Origin of the sequence: Streptomyces sp. NPDC090045 (assembly GCF_044747975.1) — a bacterium.
Taxonomy (GTDB): domain Bacteria; phylum Actinomycetota; class Actinomycetes; order Streptomycetales; family Streptomycetaceae; genus Streptomyces.
This window is the reverse complement of record NZ_JBIVFA010000019.1, coordinates 105,477-122,031: the sequence shown is the minus strand read 5'-3', so window position 1 is coordinate 122,031 and position 16,555 is coordinate 105,477. Positions and strand designations below refer to the sequence as shown.

The following is a 16,555-nucleotide window of genomic DNA, read 5'->3' as shown; positions in this document are numbered from 1 at the left end:
GCGGCCCCCCCCCCCCCGCCCCCGCCCGGCCGCGCGCCCCCCCCCCCCCCGCCCGCGGGGGGGGGGCGGGGGGCGCCCCCCCGGCGGGGTCTTCCGGATGGGCAACGAGGACGAGGCCGCCAACGCCGATGACGGAGAGGGGCCGGTGCGCGAGGTCTCCGTGGCCCCGTTCCGCATCGACGAACGAGCGGTCTCCCACGCCGAGTACGCCGCGTTCGTGGATGCCGCCGGGTACCGGACCGTCGCCGAGCGGCTCGGCTGGTCGTACGTCTTCGCGGGCCTGCTCGCACCGGAGACCGTGCTCGCTTCCCCCGCCCCGCCGGGCACGCCGTGGTGGCGCGGCGTCGCGGGCGCGTCGTGGCGCCGGCCGTACGGGCCCGGCTCCGCGGCCGAGGACGGGCATCCGGTGGTGCACGTGGCCTGGTACGACGCGGTGGCGTACGCCGCGTGGGCGGGCAAGCGGCTGCCGACGGAAGCCGAATGGGAGTACGCGGCCCGTGGCGGGCTGGATCAGGCGCGCTACCCCTGGGGCGATGAGCTCGCTCCCGGCGGGCAGGGGCGGTGCAACATCTGGCAGGGCGAGTTCCCCCTGGTGACGACCAAGGAGGACGGCCGGGTGGGCACGGTGCCCGTCGACGCCTACGAGCCGAACGGCTACGGCCTCTACAACACAGTCGGCAATGTGTGGGAGTGGTCGGCCGACGCCTTCGCGCCGGACGGGGGCACCCGCGCGATGCGCGGCGGTTCGTACCTCTGCCACGACTCGTACTGCAACCGCTACCGGGTGGCCGCGCGCACCGGCAACACCCCGGAGAGCAGCAGCGGGAACATCGGTTTCCGCTGCGCGGCCGACGCATAGCGCGGCCGCGCGCGGATACCGGTGCCGTTCAGAGCCAGGGGAACCGGTCGGCCGCGTAACGGTAGGCGCGGAAGACGGAGTTCTGGGCGCCGGCCGAGGACTCCAGGCCCACGCCCTCGCCGAAGGACCGGAACTGCGGGACCACGAACTCCCACACCACGTCACCGTCGGGCGTCACCTCGAAGAGCCGTCCGAAGGAGCCCTCGGCGATGAAGGTGTTGCCGTTCGGCAGGCGCTGGGCGCTGGACATGTACGGGCTGAAGAAGTTCTGCGGCGGGTTGTCCTCGTACGCCCACACCTCCTTGCCGGTGTGCGGGTCGAGCTCCAGCACCCGCGAGTACGGCACCGAAGTGGTGTCGCGGTAGGTGCCGTTGTCGAAGACCAGGACGGTGCCGCCGGCCAGCTCGTGCGGATGGTGCTGCTGGGCCAGGACGTCGGGGCCGATGCGCCACCGGACGGACCCGTCGGCGCGGTCGACGGCCACGGTGGTGGACGCGCTGCGGAAGCCCACCACGATCGAGCCGTCGGCGCTCTCGTTGACGGTGTTGGCCATCGGCCAGTGGTTGCGGGCGAAGTGCGGGTTCAGCGGCACTTCCTCGGGGTCGAGGTGCTCGATGGCGGCCCAGCGCCACACGATCTCCCCGTCCCAGGTCAGTTCGTACACCACGTCCCCGTAGATCACCCCGCCGGGTGCCTCGGATCCGGGGATGCCGCCCCGGATCCGGGCCGCGTCGGCCGGGTCCAGCGGCTCGACGGCCCCGATGATCAGGTTGCCGTTGCGCAGGATCGAGGCGTCGTGGTGGTGGAAGGGGTGCCTGACCTCGCGGATCACCGTGGAGTCGGGGGCCAGTTCCTGGAAGATGCCGCCGTGGTAGACGTCCCAGATGGGGAACAGGGTGGGGCTGCTGGTGTCCTTGGCCGCGTAGAAGAGGTTCCCGTTCGGGAGGAGCTGTGCCTGGCGGCCGGGCGGGTGCGGGGAGTTCCAGGTGTGGACGGACCGGCCTTCGATGTCGACGAGGTGGATCTCGCCGGCGCTGGTGATCGGGGTGTAGAGGGTGTGGCCGCCGTAGCTGCGCTCGGCGTCGTGGGCGATCAGGCCGACGCCGCGGCGGCGCAGGGTGTTCTGGTCGACGGTCATGGGGATCTCCTCGGGTGGGGTGGGGTTCAGCGGACGGTGACGGCGGCGGGGTCGAGGGCCGTCAGGGGGCCGGGGTTCAGGTACCGCAGCAGTGCGGCGCGGTCGGCGGCTCCCGGCAGGTTCTGGGCGGCCTTGGCCCAGGCGGCCTCCTCCTCCAACTGCGCCAGCAGTTCGGGGCCGAGGGTCGCGCCGTAGGTGTAGCGGGGCTGGTAGCCGTCGACGTATCCGGCGTGGAGCGCGCCCTTGGACTGGGCCACCACGGCCTGTCGTGCGCCGGCCGGGTCGTCGCCGATCGCGCGCTGGGCGCGCAGCAGGGTGCGGAGCACGGCGGCCGTGGTCTCCTCGTCCGCCTTGGGGCCCGCGATCAGCAGGGTGCGTGCCGTGTAGCCGGTGAACGGGAGCTCGGCGTACCGCTCCCCGAGCGTGGTGCGGGCGGCGTCGTAGAAGCTGGGGAAGGTGACGCCGGCGTCGATGTCGCCCCGGGCGAGCGCCGGAGTGACCTGGTTCGGGGCGAGGTTCACCACGGTCACGTCCGCGGACGTCAGCTGTACGGAGCCGAGCATCCGCGAGAGCGCGTACTCGACGTTCGTACCCTGCGGGACTCCGATCCTGCGGCCCTTCAGCGCGGCGAAGCCGGTGATCTGCCGGTCGGTCCGGGTGAGCAGGCGCCAGTCGGAGAAGCGGGACAGGTCGGCGACGATCCGCAGGTCGCGCCCTCCGAGCGCGGCCGTCACCGCGGGCAGGTCCCCGACCACGCCGAGCTGCGCCTGGCCGCCCAGGACGGCGTTCAGGGCGTCACGCCCGGTCGGCTGGGTGGTCACGGTGGCGTCGATCCCCTCGGCGGACCAGAGCCCGCGCTCCTGGGCCACGTAGACGGGCGCCCCGCCGAGGTGGTCGCTGGCTGCGAGGGAGACGGCCGGGCGGCCGGCGGTCGCGGGGCCGGAGCCGCCTGCGCAGGCCGAGGCGAGGGCGCAGAGCAGCGTGGCCATCAGTACGGCGGCCACCGCGCGGGGTCTGGGCATGGGGAGGTCCTTCCGGGGACGTGGGTGAAGCGGGCAGGGGGGATCGAGGGGCTCAGTCGGAGCCGAGGTGGCGGGCGATCAGTGAGCGCAGGTCCGGGTCGGGGGGTCCGTCGGGCACCGGGTGATCGGCCAGCACCCGCCCGGGGGACCCGCCGAGGACGACGACCCGCTGGGCGAGGGCGAGTGCCTCGTCGATGTCGTGGGTGACGAACAGCACGGTGGTGCCCCTGCGCTGCCACAGCTCCCGCAGCAGGCGCTGCATGCGGGTCCGGGTCAGGGCGTCCAGGGCCCCGAACGGCTCGTCCATCAGGAGCACTTCGGGCTCGGCGGCCAGGGCGCGCGCCAGCGCGACGCGTTGCTGCATGCCGCCGGAGAGCTGCGCCGGGTACTTGTCGGTGCCGTCCGCGAGGCCGACCTCGGCGAGCGCCTCCAGGGCGCGCCGACGGCGTTCCGCGCGCGGCAGCCCGAGGCGCTTGAGCGCGAACTCGACGTTGCCGCGGGCGGTGCGCCAGGGGAAGAGCGCGTAGTGCTGGAAGACCACGCCCCGGTCGGGCCCCGGTCCGCGCACGGGGCGGGAACCCGCCGTCACCGTGCCCGTGGCGGGCGGTACGAACCCGGCCACGGCGCCGAGCACGGTGGACTTGCCGCATCCGCTCGGCCCGAGCAGGGCGGTGAACGAGCCCGCGGGCAGTTCCAGGTCCGTCCGCTCCAGCACGGGGGCGGCGCCGTACCCCACGGACAGCCCCTCCAGACGTACGGCCCGGCTCATGACGTGCTCCAGTGCACGAACCGGCGGCCGATCGCGGCCAGTACGAGGTCCACGGCCACGCCGAGCAGCCCGAGCACGAGCAGCCCGGCGAACATCCGGTCCACCCGCAGGAACTGGCCGTCCACTTGGAGCCGGTACGCCAGACCGCTGTCCGCGCCGCCCAGCTCCGCGGCCACCAGGGCGAGCAGCGCCACCGAAGCCCCGTAGCGCAGCGCCGCGAGCAGGGCGGGGGCGGCGGCCGGCAGCAGGACCTCGATGAAGCGCCGGCGCAGCGGAGCCCCCAGCGACCGGGCCGCCCGCAGGTGGGAGACCGGGACCCGGGACACGCCGTCGTGGACGTAGAGCCATACGGCGAGCAGTACGGCGTACGCGATCAGCAGGCGCTTGGCGGTCTCCCCGATGCCGAACCAGGCGGTGGCGAGCGGTACCAGGGCGATGGCCGGGATCGGGCGCAGGAAGGAGACGACTGGGGTAACGGCGGCGGACAGCTTCGGCAGGTAGCCGGTGGCGAAGCCCAGGGCGCTGCCGACGAGGGCGCCCAGCGCGAAGCCCTGCCCGGCACGGGCCAGGCTGGCGCCGAGATCGGCGGCCAGGATGCCGCTGCGGGCGCTGTCCGCGAGCGCGGCCAGGGTCTGGGCGGGCGTGGGGAGGAGTCCCGGAGCCACCGCACCGGACCATGCGAGCAGGTACCAGAGCGCGAGCACGGCGCCTGCCGCGCCCAGGGCCGGGCCCAGTCGGCCGAGGGTCCGGCCGGGCGGTGAGTGGGTGGCTTGCACGGGGCGGCTCCTCCGTCGTCGATAAGTGAGGTCAATAATTGACCACGCTTATGACGAGAGTGTTGCGGCAGTGCGAAACCTCGCCGGGGCGCCGGACCCGTGATCGACGATGCGGTACGTTCACCTGCGTGTCTCGACCCGAACCCACGCCCGAGGCGATCGAGGTCGGACGGGTGATCCGGAGCTGTCGCAAACAGCGCGGCGTCTCCATGGCCGTCCTCGCCGCCCGCTCGGGCCTCTCCCAGCCCTTCCTCAGCCAGCTCGAACGCGGCCTCGCCACGCCCAGCCTCAGCTCGATCTACCGGATCGCCGAGGCGCTCGACGTCACGCCGGGCACCTTCCTCCGGCCGCCCGGCCGTCCGGGCGCGGTCAGCCACGAGAGCGACCCGCAGGTGATCCGGGTGAGCGAGACCGCGGGGCAGGTCGCGCAGGTGCTCATCCCCGGCGGTCGCAGCGCGCTGATGGAGGCGTACGAGCACCACTTCGAGCCCGGCCAGGGCGAGCGCGGCTGGTTCGAGCACCCCGGCGAGGACTTCCTCTACGTCCTGGAGGGCGAGCTGGTCCTGGAGCTCGAGGGCGAGGCACCGCTGACCCTGCGCGCCGGCCAGAGCGCCCACCACCGGGGCGAAGTCCCGCACCGATGTCGCCTGACGGGGCCGACGCCCGCCCGCACCCTCCTCGTCATCGCGAACGCCTAGGCCGGCGCCACCTGCGCCGCGTCCGCGTGCGTGCCCTCCCCCCTGCCAAGGATCTGATCCGCCATGAGTGATTCCGCCGCCACGCTGAGCGTCGCCGAGGCACAGCCCCGCCTCGACGGGCTCACCGTCGTCGACGTCCGCACTCCCGCCGAGTTCGCGTCCGGCCACCTGCCCGACGCCCTCAACATCCCGCTCGACCGCATCGGGCGGGCGCTGCCGGAACTCCGGGAGGCCGCCGGGCGCAAGCCGCTCCTCCTGGTGTGCTCGTCGGGCGCCCGCTCGGACAACGCCACCGCCACCCTGGCCTCCCACGGCATCCCCGCGTCGAGCCTGAGCGGCGGCACCACGGCGTGGGCAGCCGGGGGCCACGGGCTGCACTACCCGGCCGGGCGGCCGCGGGCCGTCTGGGCCATGGAGCGTCAGGTCCGCATCACCGCGGGCGCCCTCGTGCTACTGGGCCTGGCCCTGGGCCTGTTCGTCCATCCGGCGTTCCGGCTGCTGTCCGCCGCGATCGCGGCCGGTCTGGTGTTCTCAGCCCTCACCAACACCTGCGGCATGGCGGTCGTCCTCGGCAGACTGCCCTTCAACCAGCGCGGGAAGTAGCCCCTCAAGCCCCGGATTCAGTTCTGCTTGCCGGCCTCCACCGCCTTGGCCGCGATGTCCTCCAGGACGGCCTTCGGGTCGCCGCCCGGTTCCACGGCGCGTCCGATGTTGCGCTTGATGGTGTCGCTGACCGTCACCCACGACGGGTCGTTCACCGGGTAGAGCCGGGCGGTCCGCAGTGCGCTCAGGAAGTCCTCGTCGGTCTGGCTGAGGCCGCCGCCGGCCGGGGTGCGTGCGGCGGAGGAGGTGGACGGCAGCAGGTGGTAGCGGCCGGCGAAGTCCGACAGGTTCTTGTCCTGGTAGACGAATTCCAGGAACTTGCCGATCCCGGCACGCCTGTCGTTCTGCTTGAAGGCCACCATCCAGTCGGCCACGCCCACGGTCGGCGGGCTCTCCCCCGCGCCGAGCGAGTCCGACACCGGCATGGCGACGGTGCCGACGTCGATGCCCTTCTCGGCCGCCTGGTGGGCGAGCGACGGGTAGCCGTTGAGCATGCCGACCTCGCCCCGCAGGAAGGCGGCGAAGGCGTCGGCGCGGTTCAGCCGCGACGGCGGGGTGGGCCCGACCAGGCCGGGGGTCACCAGGTTGTCCTTGACCCACTGCCAGGTCCCGGTGTTCTGCTCGGAGTCCAGGCTGTACTTGCCGCTGTTGTCGGCGTAGCCACCGCCGTTGCTGAGCTCCCAGATCAACGCCTCGGCGTGGGCCTCCTCCGGGCCCAGGGGCATGGCGTACGGGTACTTCACGTCCTTGTCCTTGAGCGCCTTGGCGGCGGCCTTGAGGTCGGACCAGGTCTTGGGGGGCTTCTTGACGCCGGCCTTGGCGAAGAGCGCCTCGTTGTAGAACAGGAGGCGGCTGCTCGCCACGAAGGGCAGTCCGTAGAGACGGCTGTTGACGGTCCCCGCCTCGGCGAGCGGCTGCAGGAAGTTCGCCTCGGCCCCGACCGAGAGGACCTCCTCCGCGGAATAGAGCTTCCCCTGGTCGGCGAAGTCCGAATAGGAGCCCATGAGCGCCAGGTCGGGCGCCTTGCCCGCCTTCACCATCCGGGACACCTCGCGGTCGATGTCGGCCCACGGCAGCAGCTGGACCTTGACCTTGATACCGGGGTTGGCGGCGGTGAAGTTGCCGGTCACCTTGTCCCAGTAGGCCTTGGAACTGGTGGCCGGGGTGTCGCCGTACTCGGCGGCCACCAGGCGAAGCGTTCCGCCGTCGCCCGCACCGTCGTCCGAACCGCCGCATCCGGACAGTGGTATCAGCAGGCCGAGCACGACCGCGGTGGCGGCCGCGCCGAAGATCTTTCGTCGCACGGGTGTATTCCCCTGATGTCGCTGGGCTGTCACTGCTCATGGCACACCCGGCCGAGGGTGGGTGCCCTGCGGCCCGGTGGCCGGAATCATCTCCTGATGTGGGAGTTATTGATTCCACTCGTGGGGCAGGTGTGGCCGATGATCCAGTCAAAGCCCAACACGCTTGTGGCTTCCGCCATGTGGCGAGCCCTTCCTACGCGCGTAGAGGCCGCCACGCGGTGAAACCAGTACCCCGTGGTGCGTCACCCGTGGTGCGTCACCCGTCCTCGTCGAGGCCGTCGACGACCAGGGCCACGCCGATGCCGAGCAGCCAGAAGTCCTTGGCCAGCGCGATCCCCTGCTCGGTGGGGCGCAGGCTGCCTTCCTGCCGCATCCCCGGCGTCCGCAGGTAGAGCCCCAGGGTGCCGGCGGAGAACGCGGTCACCGCGGCCCCTGCGACAGCGGCCGGTACGAAGGGCACCAGCAGCGCGGCGGCGATGGCGATCTCCCCGGCGGCGAGCAGCCGGACGAACTTCTGGGCATCCTGCTCGCCCAGGAACGGGTAGGTGTGAGCGGCGAACTGGTGCAGTCCCTCAGCCGTGGCCTCGTCCGCGCCCAGCTTCGACACGCCGGAGTTCAGGAAGAACGCGCCGGTCGTCAGCCTGAGCGGAAGCTGCCTCGCCAGGGAACCCGAAGCCGAACAGGATGCCATCCGGAACCTCCCAAGAGTGACCCCACCTACCACCCTGCCACCCCTTCGAACCATGTCAAACGGGCCTCGGCCGCCCCGGTCCCCCGCACACCTCTGACCAGGTCAGGAGCCTGATCCGGGTCAGGTGAAGCGCTCGACGCGCTCGACACGCTCGAGCCAGTCGGCGAGGAGGGCGCGCAGGAGTGCCGGTCGCTCGTGGGGCAGGGCGTGTCCCGCGTCGTCGACGACGGCGAGCGAGGCGTGCGGGTAGTGGCCGGCGAGGTCGACGGCGGCGGCGTACCCGACCGTCGAGTCCAGCCGCCCCGCCACGACCGCGGTCGGACCCGCGTAGGCCGGCGCGCGACCGGGGGTGAGTGCCCACCGTTCGCCGATCCGTTCGAGCGCCGTCTGGTCGACGAGCCCGGCGGCCGGGGCGACGTACCGCTCGTACCGTTCGAGCATCTCCGGGGTCTGGACCACGAAGTAGCTCCGGAAGGCGTCGTCGCCGATCTCACCCGATCCGGCGACGACGCGGTGCTCCGGGACGTCCCGGAGCCCCGGCAGCAACGGGCAGACGAGCGCCAGGCCGGCGACCCGCTGCTCCTGGCCCCTCGCGGCCATCGCCTGCGCGTAGTACGCGCCCGCCGAGTGACCGGCGAGGAGGTACGGAGTCCCGCCCGTGACCTCGTCGGCGAAGTGGAGCAGCGTGTCGAGGACGTCGTCGGCGCTGCGCAGCGTCCCGGGCGCGGTGGTCCGGCCCATGCCGGGGAGGTCGGGATAGATCCGCCGCAGCCCCGCGAGGCCGTCGAGAGCCTGCTCGAAGCAGGCCTCGGTCTCGCGGTGGTCGACGCCGGCGCCGTGGAGCACCAGCACGGGTCGGCCGCTCCCGTGCTCCACGTAGTGGACCACCACCCGGCCCACTCGGATCTCCATGCCCGCATGCTAACCACGTGGGGGCGGCGCGAGGCCGCGTCTCGCTGCGCCGGAAAAAGTTTCGGGGAGGATGTCGAGAACCCGGGACCGGCTCCGTCCCTGCAGTGAACGCGACCACAATGGGTCGCAGGGCACCGAGGAGAATCGTCATGGCCAAGTACCTGCTGTTGAAGCACTACCGCGGCGCCCCGGCTGCGGTGAACGACGTCCCCATGGACCAGTGGACGCCGGAGGAGATCTCGGCGCACGTGCAGTACATGCGGGACTTCGCGGACCGGCTCGAGGGAACCGGCGAGTTCGTCGACGGTCAGGCGCTCGCCCCCGAGGGGACGTTCGTCCGCTACGACGGCGAGGGGCGCCCGCCCGTCACCGACGGCCCGTTCGCCGAGACCAAGGACCTCATCGCCGGCTGGATGGTGATCGACGTCGACAGCTACAAGCGCGCCCTCGAGCTGGCCGGGGAACTGTCGGCCGCCCCCGGGGCGGGCGGAAAGCCGATCCACGAGTGGCTGGAGTTGCGCCCGTTCCTGGCCGCGCCGCCCACCATCACCGAGTGACCTCCCGGGGGAAACACGTGGACGAGGTGAACGAGGTGAACGAGGTGGACCCGGTAGACCAGGCCCTGCTCCGGACCCTCACACCGGGCGTGCTCGGGATCCTCGTCCGCCGCGGAGCCGACTTCGAGGCGGCCGAGGACGCCGTACAGGACGCGCTGCTGGAGGCCGTCCGCGTCTGGCCGGACGACCGGCCGCGGGACCCCAAGGCCTGGCTGATCACGGTGGCCTGGCGCCGGTTCCTCGACGCGACCCGCTCGGACGCCGCCCGGCGCCGACGCGAGGACCTCGTCGACGAGGAGCCGGCGCCCGGGCCGGTGCCCGGGACGGACGACACGCTCCGGCTCTACTTCCTGTGCGCCCACCCGTCGCTGACGCCGTCGTCCGCGGTCGCGCTCACCCTGCGCGCCGTCGGCGGGCTGACCACCCGCCAGATCGCCCGGGCCTACCTGGTGCCCGAGGCGACCATGGCGCAGCGCATCAGCCGGGCCAAGCGCACCGTCTCGGGGGTGCGGTTCGATCAGCCGGGCGATGTCGCCACCGTGCTGCGCGTCCTCTACCTGGTCTTCAACGAGGGCTACTCCGGCGACGTCGACCTCGCCGCCGAGGCCATCCGGCTCACGCGGCAGCTCGCCGCCGCGATCGACCACCCCGAGGTGGCGGGGCTGCTCGCCCTCATGCTGCTCCACCACGCCCGGCGCGCCGCCCGGACCGCGCCCGACGGCAGCCTGGTGCCGCTCGCCGAGCAGGACCGCGGCCGGTGGGACACCGGGCTGATCGCCGAGGGCGTCGGGATCCTGCAGACGGCCCTCTCCCGCGACCGGCTGGGCGAGTTCCAGGCCCAGGCCGCCATCGCGGCCCTGCACGCCGACGCGCCGACCGCCGAGGAGACCGACTGGGTGCAGATCGTCGAGTGGTACGACGAACTCGCGCGCCTGACCGACAGCCCGGTCGTCCGGCTCAACCGCGCGGTGGCCGTCGGCGAGGCCGACGGGCCACGCGCCGGCCTGGCGGCGCTCGCGGCGCTGGACGACTCGCTGCCCCGCCACACCGCGGTGGCGGCGTACCTCCACGAGCGCGACGGCGACCCGGAGACGGCCGCGCGCCTGTACTCCGAGGCGGCCCGGAAGGCCCCCAACACCGCCGAGCGCGACCACCTGACGCGGCAGGCCGCCCGGCTCAACGCCCGCCGGCGTGGCTGACGGACGCGGATCGGCCGTTTCGCCGCGGTGGGTCGTGTTCACAGGCGGCCGGTGTCGACGTGCGGGGCGAAGTGGCGGACCGCGGTGATGAGGCGGCGGCGCTCGATGGAGCCCCGAGTGCCGCCGGCGCTCACGTCCAGGTTGACCCGGGTCGCGGTCTGCCGTTTCAGGCCGCGTTGCGGCAGCGGGAGCGGCCGCCCGCTCCGGAAGTGCACGCGGACGGCCGAGGTCCCTGAGTCCGCCGAACTCAGCGCGGAGACATCGGCCCAGGAGATGAGCTGGCTCTGGACGATGAACCAGGTATCCGTGCCGAGGCTGCGCACGGTGATGCCGTCCGCGTCGAAGGCGACGCTCTGCTCGAAGAACAGCGCTTGTACCAGCCGCACCAGACATGCGAACGCTCCGAGCGCCGGCACGACGAGCCACAGGACGTCCCAGACGTCGTCCTCCGCATCACCGCTCTGGATTCGGAGGTAGAACCACCATGCAAAGCCTGCTGCCGTCACCAGCCAGGCGACGGTCGCGGCCCTGCGGTGGGAGAGCGGTACGGCGAGTTGGAGGCGCTCGGGAAGGTCCCTTTCGCCGGTCGGCCGCTTCTTTTTCCGGCGCTTGGGCAGGGTGTGGGGGGCGAAGTGCCGTACGGCTTCCTCGGCCGTCTGCTTGAGGGCGTCGGGGTCGGGGCGCCGGGGCCGGGCGGGACTGCCGTCGGAGCCCGTGCAGGTCACCTTCCTGGGCAGCGGGACGTCGAGTGCGGTGGCCTGCCAGGCATCGGGGTCGAGGTCGAAGGGCAGGGGCGCGCCGTCGACGAAGGTGAGGCGCAGGAATGGCAGGCGCCGGGGCCCGAAGGGGATCACGTCGACACCCGCGAGGTGCTGCCAGGCGATCCGGGCACCCCGCCGGCCGTTCAGGGTCTGTTTGCCGACGATCAGCCCGGAGGCGTTCATCTGCAAGGCGGCCGGCTGCCAGGCGATGACGGCCGCGAACAAGGGGGCGCACAGCCAGGGGAGGAGGACGAGCACATTCGCGGCGGTCTCGTGCGTAAGGGTCATGGCGAAGGCGGCATAGGAGCAGATGCCGGCCAGGGCGGCCCATGTCAGGGCGACCGCGGCGCGGTTGCGGCGCGGCGTGGTGAACATGGCCTCCCGTAATCCGGCGACGTCGGCACGGGCCTCGGGTCGCGGACGTTCGACCGCGGTCGCGGGGACGGTGACCGCAGGCGGGACGGGGCGGGCCGGGGCGGCCTGCGCCACGCCCTCCTCTGCGGCGACGCCCACGTCAGAGGTTGCCGGCCGTTCTGCGACCGGTGCGGGCACCACCGGCCCGAGGGCCTCCAGCAGCCCTGCAGGCTCCGGCCGGTCGGCCGGAGCCTTGGCGAGACAGGCCTCGACCAGTCGGCGCAGCGGTCCGGGCACGGTCGAGAGGTCCGGCGCGTCGTGCACGGCCCGGTACATGAGGCCCAGGTGGCTGCCCTCACCGAACGCGCGCCCACCCGCGGCGTGCACCAGCACGGCCCCGAGCGCGAACACGTCACAGGCCGGCCCGATCACGCCCCCGCTGATCTGCTCGGGAGCCAGGAAGCCCGCCGTACCCACCACGACACTCGTCTGCGTCAGCCGCGTCTCGTCCAGTGCACGCGCGATGCCGAAGTCCACCACACGCGGCCCGTCACCCGACATGATGATGTTCGACGGCTTCAGGTCCCGGTGCACCAGACCGCAGGCATGGATCGCGCCCAACGCCTCTGCCAGGGCGGCGGCCAGCGCCCGCAGCCCGTCCTCGTCCATCGGCCCGTCCTGGGCGATCGCCACGTCGAGGGTTCGGCCCTGGACGAACGCCGTGACCATCCACGGCGGGTCCGCGTCGGGATCGGCGTCGACGACTTGTGCCGTGTGGAATCCGCCCACGCGGCGGGCCGCTTCGACCTCGCTGCGGAAGCGTGACCGGAAGGCCGCATCGGCGGCGAGATCACGCCTGGCCACCTTCACGGCAACCAGGCGCCCGCCCGGAGAACGGCCCTGGTAGACCCTGCCCATTCCGCCCTCGCCCAGACGGCCCGTCAGCGCATACGGGCCGACCACCGCCGGATCGTCCGGATCCAACCCGCGCATGACGCGTGCCCCCTCCCAAGAACAACACGGTCCTGCCCCGCCCTGCCCTGCCCGACAGCCACGGGGCAGTCCACACAGTAGGGCTGTCCCCCGGGCCCGGAAAGACCGACCGCCGGCCCCCGACGGCTCGATCAGGCCCACCCGGGTAGTCCCGGATCACCGCACGGCAGGCCCCGCCCTCCGCTTCAGCCGTCCGCGTGGTGCCAGGGGATCTCGGCCCATACCTGCTTGCCGCCGCTGAGCGGCACCGAGCCCCAGGCCGTCGTCGTCGCGTCGACGATGAGCAGCCCGCGGCCGCCGGTCGACTCCCAGCTCACCCATGCCGGTTTGACGGGGCTGCGCGGCGATGCGTCGTTCACCGCGATGCGCAGCCGGTCCGCAGAGAGGGTCAGGTCCATGCCCACCTCGCCCTGCGTGTGCGCGATGGCGTTGGTGACCAGCTCGGACACGACCAGCAGAGCCGCGTCGAGTTCCTGCTCCACTCCCCAGGACCGCAGGGTGCGCGCGGCGAAGCGGCGGGCGTGCAGGACCGCGTCGGGCAGCCGCCAGACCGTCCAGTGGCTCCGCTTCGGCCGGCCCCGTGTGCCGTCGTAGCGCAGCAGCAGCAACGCCACGTCGTCGTCGCGACGGCCGACACCGAAGACCAGCTCGTCGGCGACGCCTCCGGGATCGGCCGGGTCCGCCGTGACGAGCACGTCGCGCACCCGCCGCATGCCCTCCTCCAGTGGCAGCCTGGCGGACTCGACCAGGCCGTCCGTGAGCAGGACGAGCACGGTTCCGGGGAGCAGTCCCGCCTCGGTCATGGGGAACTCGGCTTCCGCGAGCACGCCGAGCGGAGGTCCGCCCTCGACCGCCATCTCCTCGGTGACTCCGTCGGGGTGGCGCAGCAGCGGCGGCAGGTGGCCGGCCCGTACGACCCTGGCGATGCCCTCCTCCATGTCCAGGTCCACGTACGTACAGGTGGCGAACAGATCGGTCTCCATGCCGACGAGCAGACGGTTGGCCCGCGCGACCACCACATCGGGCGGGTGGCCCTCCACCGCGTAGGCCCTGACCGCCGTGCGCATCTGCCCCATGATGGTGGCGGCTCCCGCGCTGTGCCCCTGTACGTCCCCGATGACGAAGGCCACGTGCCCGTCGCCGAGGGGGATGACGTCGTACCAGTCGCCGCCGACCTCGAGTCCCGCCGTCGCGGGCAGGTAGCGGGCGACGGCGACCCCGCCCGGCAGCTCCGGGAGCTTTCGGGGCAGCAGACTGCGCTGGAGCATGGTGGCGAGTTCGTGGCCCGCGTCCAGTGCGTGGGCGCGCACCAGCGCCTGTCCCACCAGCCCGGCGGTCGCGGTCAGCAGCGACCGCTCCTCCGGTCCGAACCGGTGCTCGGCGTCCCATCCCACCAGACACACCCCGACGATCCGGCCTTCGGCCGGCAGTGGCAGCACCGCGAGACCGCCGGGCCCGACGCCCAGGAGGCCGGGTTCGAGGTCCGCGCCCGGCGGCCACAGGCTCATGTGCCCCCCGCGGAGCGCGCCCTCCAGGGTGGGGAGGCCGCTGAGGGACACGTCGGGCCACTCGGAGCGCCATTCCGAGCGCCAGACCTCGGGCCAGGCATCGGGCTCCGGAGGGTCGAGGGCGGTGACGATGAGCCGTTCGGGTTCCAGTTCGCCGACCGCGACCCGGGAGGCGCCGAGCGGCTCGCGCAGGGCGGCGGCCGCCAGCCGGCTGACCTCTCGGATGGTCGCCGCGCCCGCCAGGGTGGCCGACAGCCGCTGCACGAGGGAGACCTCGTCGGCGCTGGGGCGCAGATAGGTGGCGTCGGCCACCACGCCGAGGACGCGCTGCGGTGTGCCGTCGGCGTCCACCTCGACGCGGCAGCGCAGCCCCAGCCAGCGCAGCTCGCCGTTCGGGCGGCGGATGCGGAACGCCAGCTGCTGTCCGACGGCGGCGAGCCGGTCCGGCTCCACGACCGCCATCAGTGCGGGCATGTCGTCGGGGACGGCGCAGGCCAGCAGGGTCTCCACCTGCCCGTCGAACTGCTCGGGAGGCAGGCCGAGCAGTTCCAGCACGTGGGCGTGGGCCTCCATGCGGCCGGTGCTCAGTTCCAGGATGAAGGCGCCGCCCTGGTGGGGCACCAGGGACTGGCCCAGGTGCGCCTGCGGGGCTTTGCGTCCGGCGAAGCGTGCGGCGACCGATTCGAGTCCGGCGGCCACCTGATCGGCGTAGAGCTCCAGGAGGCTGCGGTCGTCGGCGCTGAAGCCGTCCCCGACCTCGCCGGCGACGATCAGGCACCCGAGCTCCTGGTCGCCGTGGCCCAGCGGCAGCGCGCCGAGCGAGATCCTGGCGGGCGATTCGGGGTCGCCGTCCCGGATCCGGGTGGGGAAATGGTGGGGATCGTCCTCGATGAAGGTGGCGAGTTCCTTGGGGGTCAGCCACAGGGGTCGGCCGTCGCGGAAGGCGTTGGCGGCGGGCGAATGGCTGGCCACGGCGAGGATCGCGGGCAGGCCGTAGAGGACGTCGCGGTTCCCGGTCAGCTCGGCCAGGTGGAGCTCCCTGGCCTGGTCTGCGATCACGTAGACAGCGGCCAGCTCTGCCCCGCAGAACGCAAAGCGACGTCTGATCACTGCCTGTAGCGCCTCCTCCCGGGAGCCCGCCGACCGCCCCCTCCCATGCTGTCGCGCCCGGGACCGTTCGAGCGAGTCGGGGCGCAGCCCGGGCCCCGGCGCCGCCTACGCTGCGTGGACCTGCCGTGACGGACGGGTGCGACGGGGCTTCGGAGGACCGTCCTCGCCGGCTGCACCGCCCGGGCGGTCAACGACGCTGCCACTCCTCGGCCAGCAGGCGGTAGGAGCGGACCCGGTCCGCGTGGTCGTGGGTGATGGTGGTGATCAGCAGTTCGTCGGCCCCGGTGGCCTCCTGGAGCCGCTCCAGGTGATCGGCGACGGTCCGCGGCGAGCCGACGAACTGGGTGTCCACCCGGTCGGCGACGAGTTCCCGGTCCGCTTCCGTCCAGGGCAGGGCGCGCGCCTCGGCGGGTGTGGGGAAGGGGATGGCGCCCTCGGCGGTACGGATGCTGCGCACCCAGGGTGCGTATCCGGCGGCCAGTTCGCGGGCGGTCGCGTCGTCCTCGGCGACGACGACGTCGGCGGACACCGTCAGGTACGGACGGTCCAGCTCGGCCGAGGGCTTGAAGGCGGCCCGGTAGCCCTCGGCCGCCTCCAGCACCGATGCGGGGCTGACGTGGTAATTGGCCGCGAACCGCAGCCCGTTGCGGCCGGCGGTCTCCGCACTGACCCCGCCGCTGCTGCCCAGGATCCACACCTGTACGTCGGCCCCCTCGCCGGGTACGGCGTGTGCCTCCAGCCCCTCCGGGGAGCGGTAGTCGCCCCGCAGCAGCGCGAGGACGTCGTCGATCTGCTCGGCGTAGTCCTGCGGCTGGGCACCGGGCAGGTTCAGCAGCCGCTGCTGGAGCGCGACCCGCGGGTGGCCCAGCAGGTGCGCGAAGGAGAACCGGGCCGGGATGCGGAGGCCGTTCGGGGTGTACCCCTCGAACGGGGGGTCCTGCGAAGCTCCCGGCTGCGGCCGGCCGGCCGAGCGGCCCAGGCCCAGGTCGAGGCGCCCGGGGTGCAGCGCGTCGATCAGGCCGAACTCCTCGACCGTGGACAGGGCGGTGCGGTGTCCGAGCTGGACGGCGCCGGAGCCGAGGCGGATGGTCGAGGTCGCGGAGGCGGTCAGCGCGAGCACGACCGCCGGGGAGGTCCCGGCGACTCCCGGATTGAGGTGGTGTTCGGCGAACCAGTAGCGGGTGTAGCCGAAGGCCTCCGTCTGCCGGGCGAGGTCGATGCTGTGCTGCAGGGCCTCGGCGGCGGTGGAGCCGGACGGGACCGGGACGAGGTCGAGGACCCCGAGGGGTGTGCCGGACATG

Annotated in this window: 15 protein-coding genes; 5 read left to right on the top strand and 10 right to left on the bottom strand. The window is 73.2% G+C overall.

What is annotated here, in order from left to right:
- Positions 1-859: formylglycine-generating enzyme family protein (locus tag ACIPYQ_RS36220; RefSeq protein WP_401258453.1), on the top strand; the 859-nt coding region annotated here is incomplete at its 5' end.
- Between the two features lie 28 nt (positions 860-887).
- Here ACIPYQ_RS36220 and ACIPYQ_RS36215 read toward each other — a convergent pair.
- The 4 genes from ACIPYQ_RS36215 to ACIPYQ_RS36200 are packed head-to-tail and all read right to left on the bottom strand — an operon-like array spanning position 888 to position 4,564.
- A complete protein-coding gene (locus tag ACIPYQ_RS36215; RefSeq protein ID WP_401258451.1) occupies positions 888-1,997 on the bottom strand; it encodes an aryl-sulfate sulfotransferase in 1,110 nt (369 codons plus the stop codon).
- A 26-nt stretch (positions 1,998-2,023) separates the two neighbouring features.
- Positions 2,024-3,019, bottom strand: coding sequence for an ABC transporter substrate-binding protein (locus ACIPYQ_RS36210; protein WP_401258449.1), 996 nt, complete (start codon positions 3,017-3,019; stop codon positions 2,024-2,026).
- A 52-nt stretch (positions 3,020-3,071) separates the two neighbouring features.
- Complete coding sequence (locus ACIPYQ_RS36205) at positions 3,072-3,788, bottom strand: ABC transporter ATP-binding protein (protein ID WP_401258447.1); 717 nt, start codon at positions 3,786-3,788, stop codon at positions 3,072-3,074.
- Positions 3,785-4,564, bottom strand: a complete 780-nt coding sequence (locus tag ACIPYQ_RS36200) for an ABC transporter permease (protein WP_401258445.1) — start codon at positions 4,562-4,564, stop codon at positions 3,785-3,787. The genes ACIPYQ_RS36205 and ACIPYQ_RS36200 overlap by 4 nt, the downstream gene beginning before the upstream one ends.
- 128 nt (positions 4,565-4,692) lie before the next feature.
- On the opposite strand from ACIPYQ_RS36200, the gene ACIPYQ_RS36195 reads away from it, so the two are divergent.
- Both ACIPYQ_RS36195 and ACIPYQ_RS36190 read left to right on the top strand, forming a co-directional pair.
- Positions 4,693-5,262, top strand: coding sequence for an XRE family transcriptional regulator (locus tag ACIPYQ_RS36195; RefSeq protein ID WP_361769018.1), 570 nt, complete (start codon positions 4,693-4,695; stop codon positions 5,260-5,262).
- Between the two features lie 63 nt (positions 5,263-5,325).
- The gene (locus ACIPYQ_RS36190) at positions 5,326-5,865 is read left to right on the top strand and encodes a rhodanese-like domain-containing protein (protein WP_401258443.1); all 540 of its coding nucleotides are present in this window, start codon (positions 5,326-5,328) and stop codon (positions 5,863-5,865) included.
- A 17-nt stretch (positions 5,866-5,882) separates the two neighbouring features.
- Here the strand turns inward: ACIPYQ_RS36190 and ACIPYQ_RS36185 are convergent, their stop codons facing one another.
- The 3 genes from ACIPYQ_RS36185 to ACIPYQ_RS36175 all read right to left on the bottom strand — a co-directional run bounded on the left by ACIPYQ_RS36185 (position 5,883) and on the right by ACIPYQ_RS36175 (position 8,772).
- Positions 5,883-7,169, bottom strand: a complete 1,287-nt coding sequence (locus ACIPYQ_RS36185; protein ID WP_401258442.1) for an extracellular solute-binding protein — start codon at positions 7,167-7,169, stop codon at positions 5,883-5,885.
- Between the two features lie 256 nt (positions 7,170-7,425).
- A complete protein-coding gene (locus tag ACIPYQ_RS36180; RefSeq protein ID WP_401258440.1) occupies positions 7,426-7,860 on the bottom strand; it encodes a hypothetical protein in 435 nt (144 codons plus the stop codon).
- Positions 7,861-7,980: 120 nt separating this feature from the next.
- The gene (locus ACIPYQ_RS36175) at positions 7,981-8,772 is read right to left on the bottom strand and encodes an alpha/beta fold hydrolase (RefSeq protein WP_401258439.1); all 792 of its coding nucleotides are present in this window, start codon (positions 8,770-8,772) and stop codon (positions 7,981-7,983) included.
- Positions 8,773-8,921: 149 nt separating this feature from the next.
- On the opposite strand from ACIPYQ_RS36175, the gene ACIPYQ_RS36170 reads away from it, so the two are divergent.
- Together ACIPYQ_RS36170 and ACIPYQ_RS36165 are read left to right on the top strand one after the other, a co-directional pair.
- A complete protein-coding gene (locus tag ACIPYQ_RS36170) occupies positions 8,922-9,329 on the top strand; it encodes a YciI family protein (RefSeq protein ID WP_401258437.1) in 408 nt (135 codons plus the stop codon).
- A 44-nt stretch (positions 9,330-9,373) separates the two neighbouring features.
- Positions 9,374-10,528 (top strand): RNA polymerase sigma factor, encoded by a 1,155-nt coding sequence (locus ACIPYQ_RS36165; RefSeq protein WP_401258494.1) that lies wholly within the window; start codon positions 9,374-9,376, stop codon positions 10,526-10,528.
- Between the two features lie 38 nt (positions 10,529-10,566).
- Here the strand turns inward: ACIPYQ_RS36165 and ACIPYQ_RS36160 are convergent, their stop codons facing one another.
- The 3 genes from ACIPYQ_RS36160 to ACIPYQ_RS36150 form a co-directional block, all read right to left on the bottom strand.
- Positions 10,567-12,636, bottom strand: a complete 2,070-nt coding sequence (locus ACIPYQ_RS36160) for a protein kinase (protein ID WP_401258436.1) — start codon at positions 12,634-12,636, stop codon at positions 10,567-10,569.
- Between the two features lie 185 nt (positions 12,637-12,821).
- On the bottom strand, positions 12,822-15,254 hold the full coding sequence (locus ACIPYQ_RS36155; RefSeq protein ID WP_401258435.1) for a SpoIIE family protein phosphatase: 2,433 nt from the start codon (positions 15,252-15,254) through the stop codon (positions 12,822-12,824).
- Positions 15,255-15,441: 187 nt separating this feature from the next.
- On the bottom strand, positions 15,442-16,554 hold the full coding sequence (locus ACIPYQ_RS36150) for an LLM class flavin-dependent oxidoreductase (RefSeq protein WP_401258434.1): 1,113 nt from the start codon (positions 16,552-16,554) through the stop codon (positions 15,442-15,444).
- Between the last annotated feature and the right edge of the window lies 1 nt (position 16,555).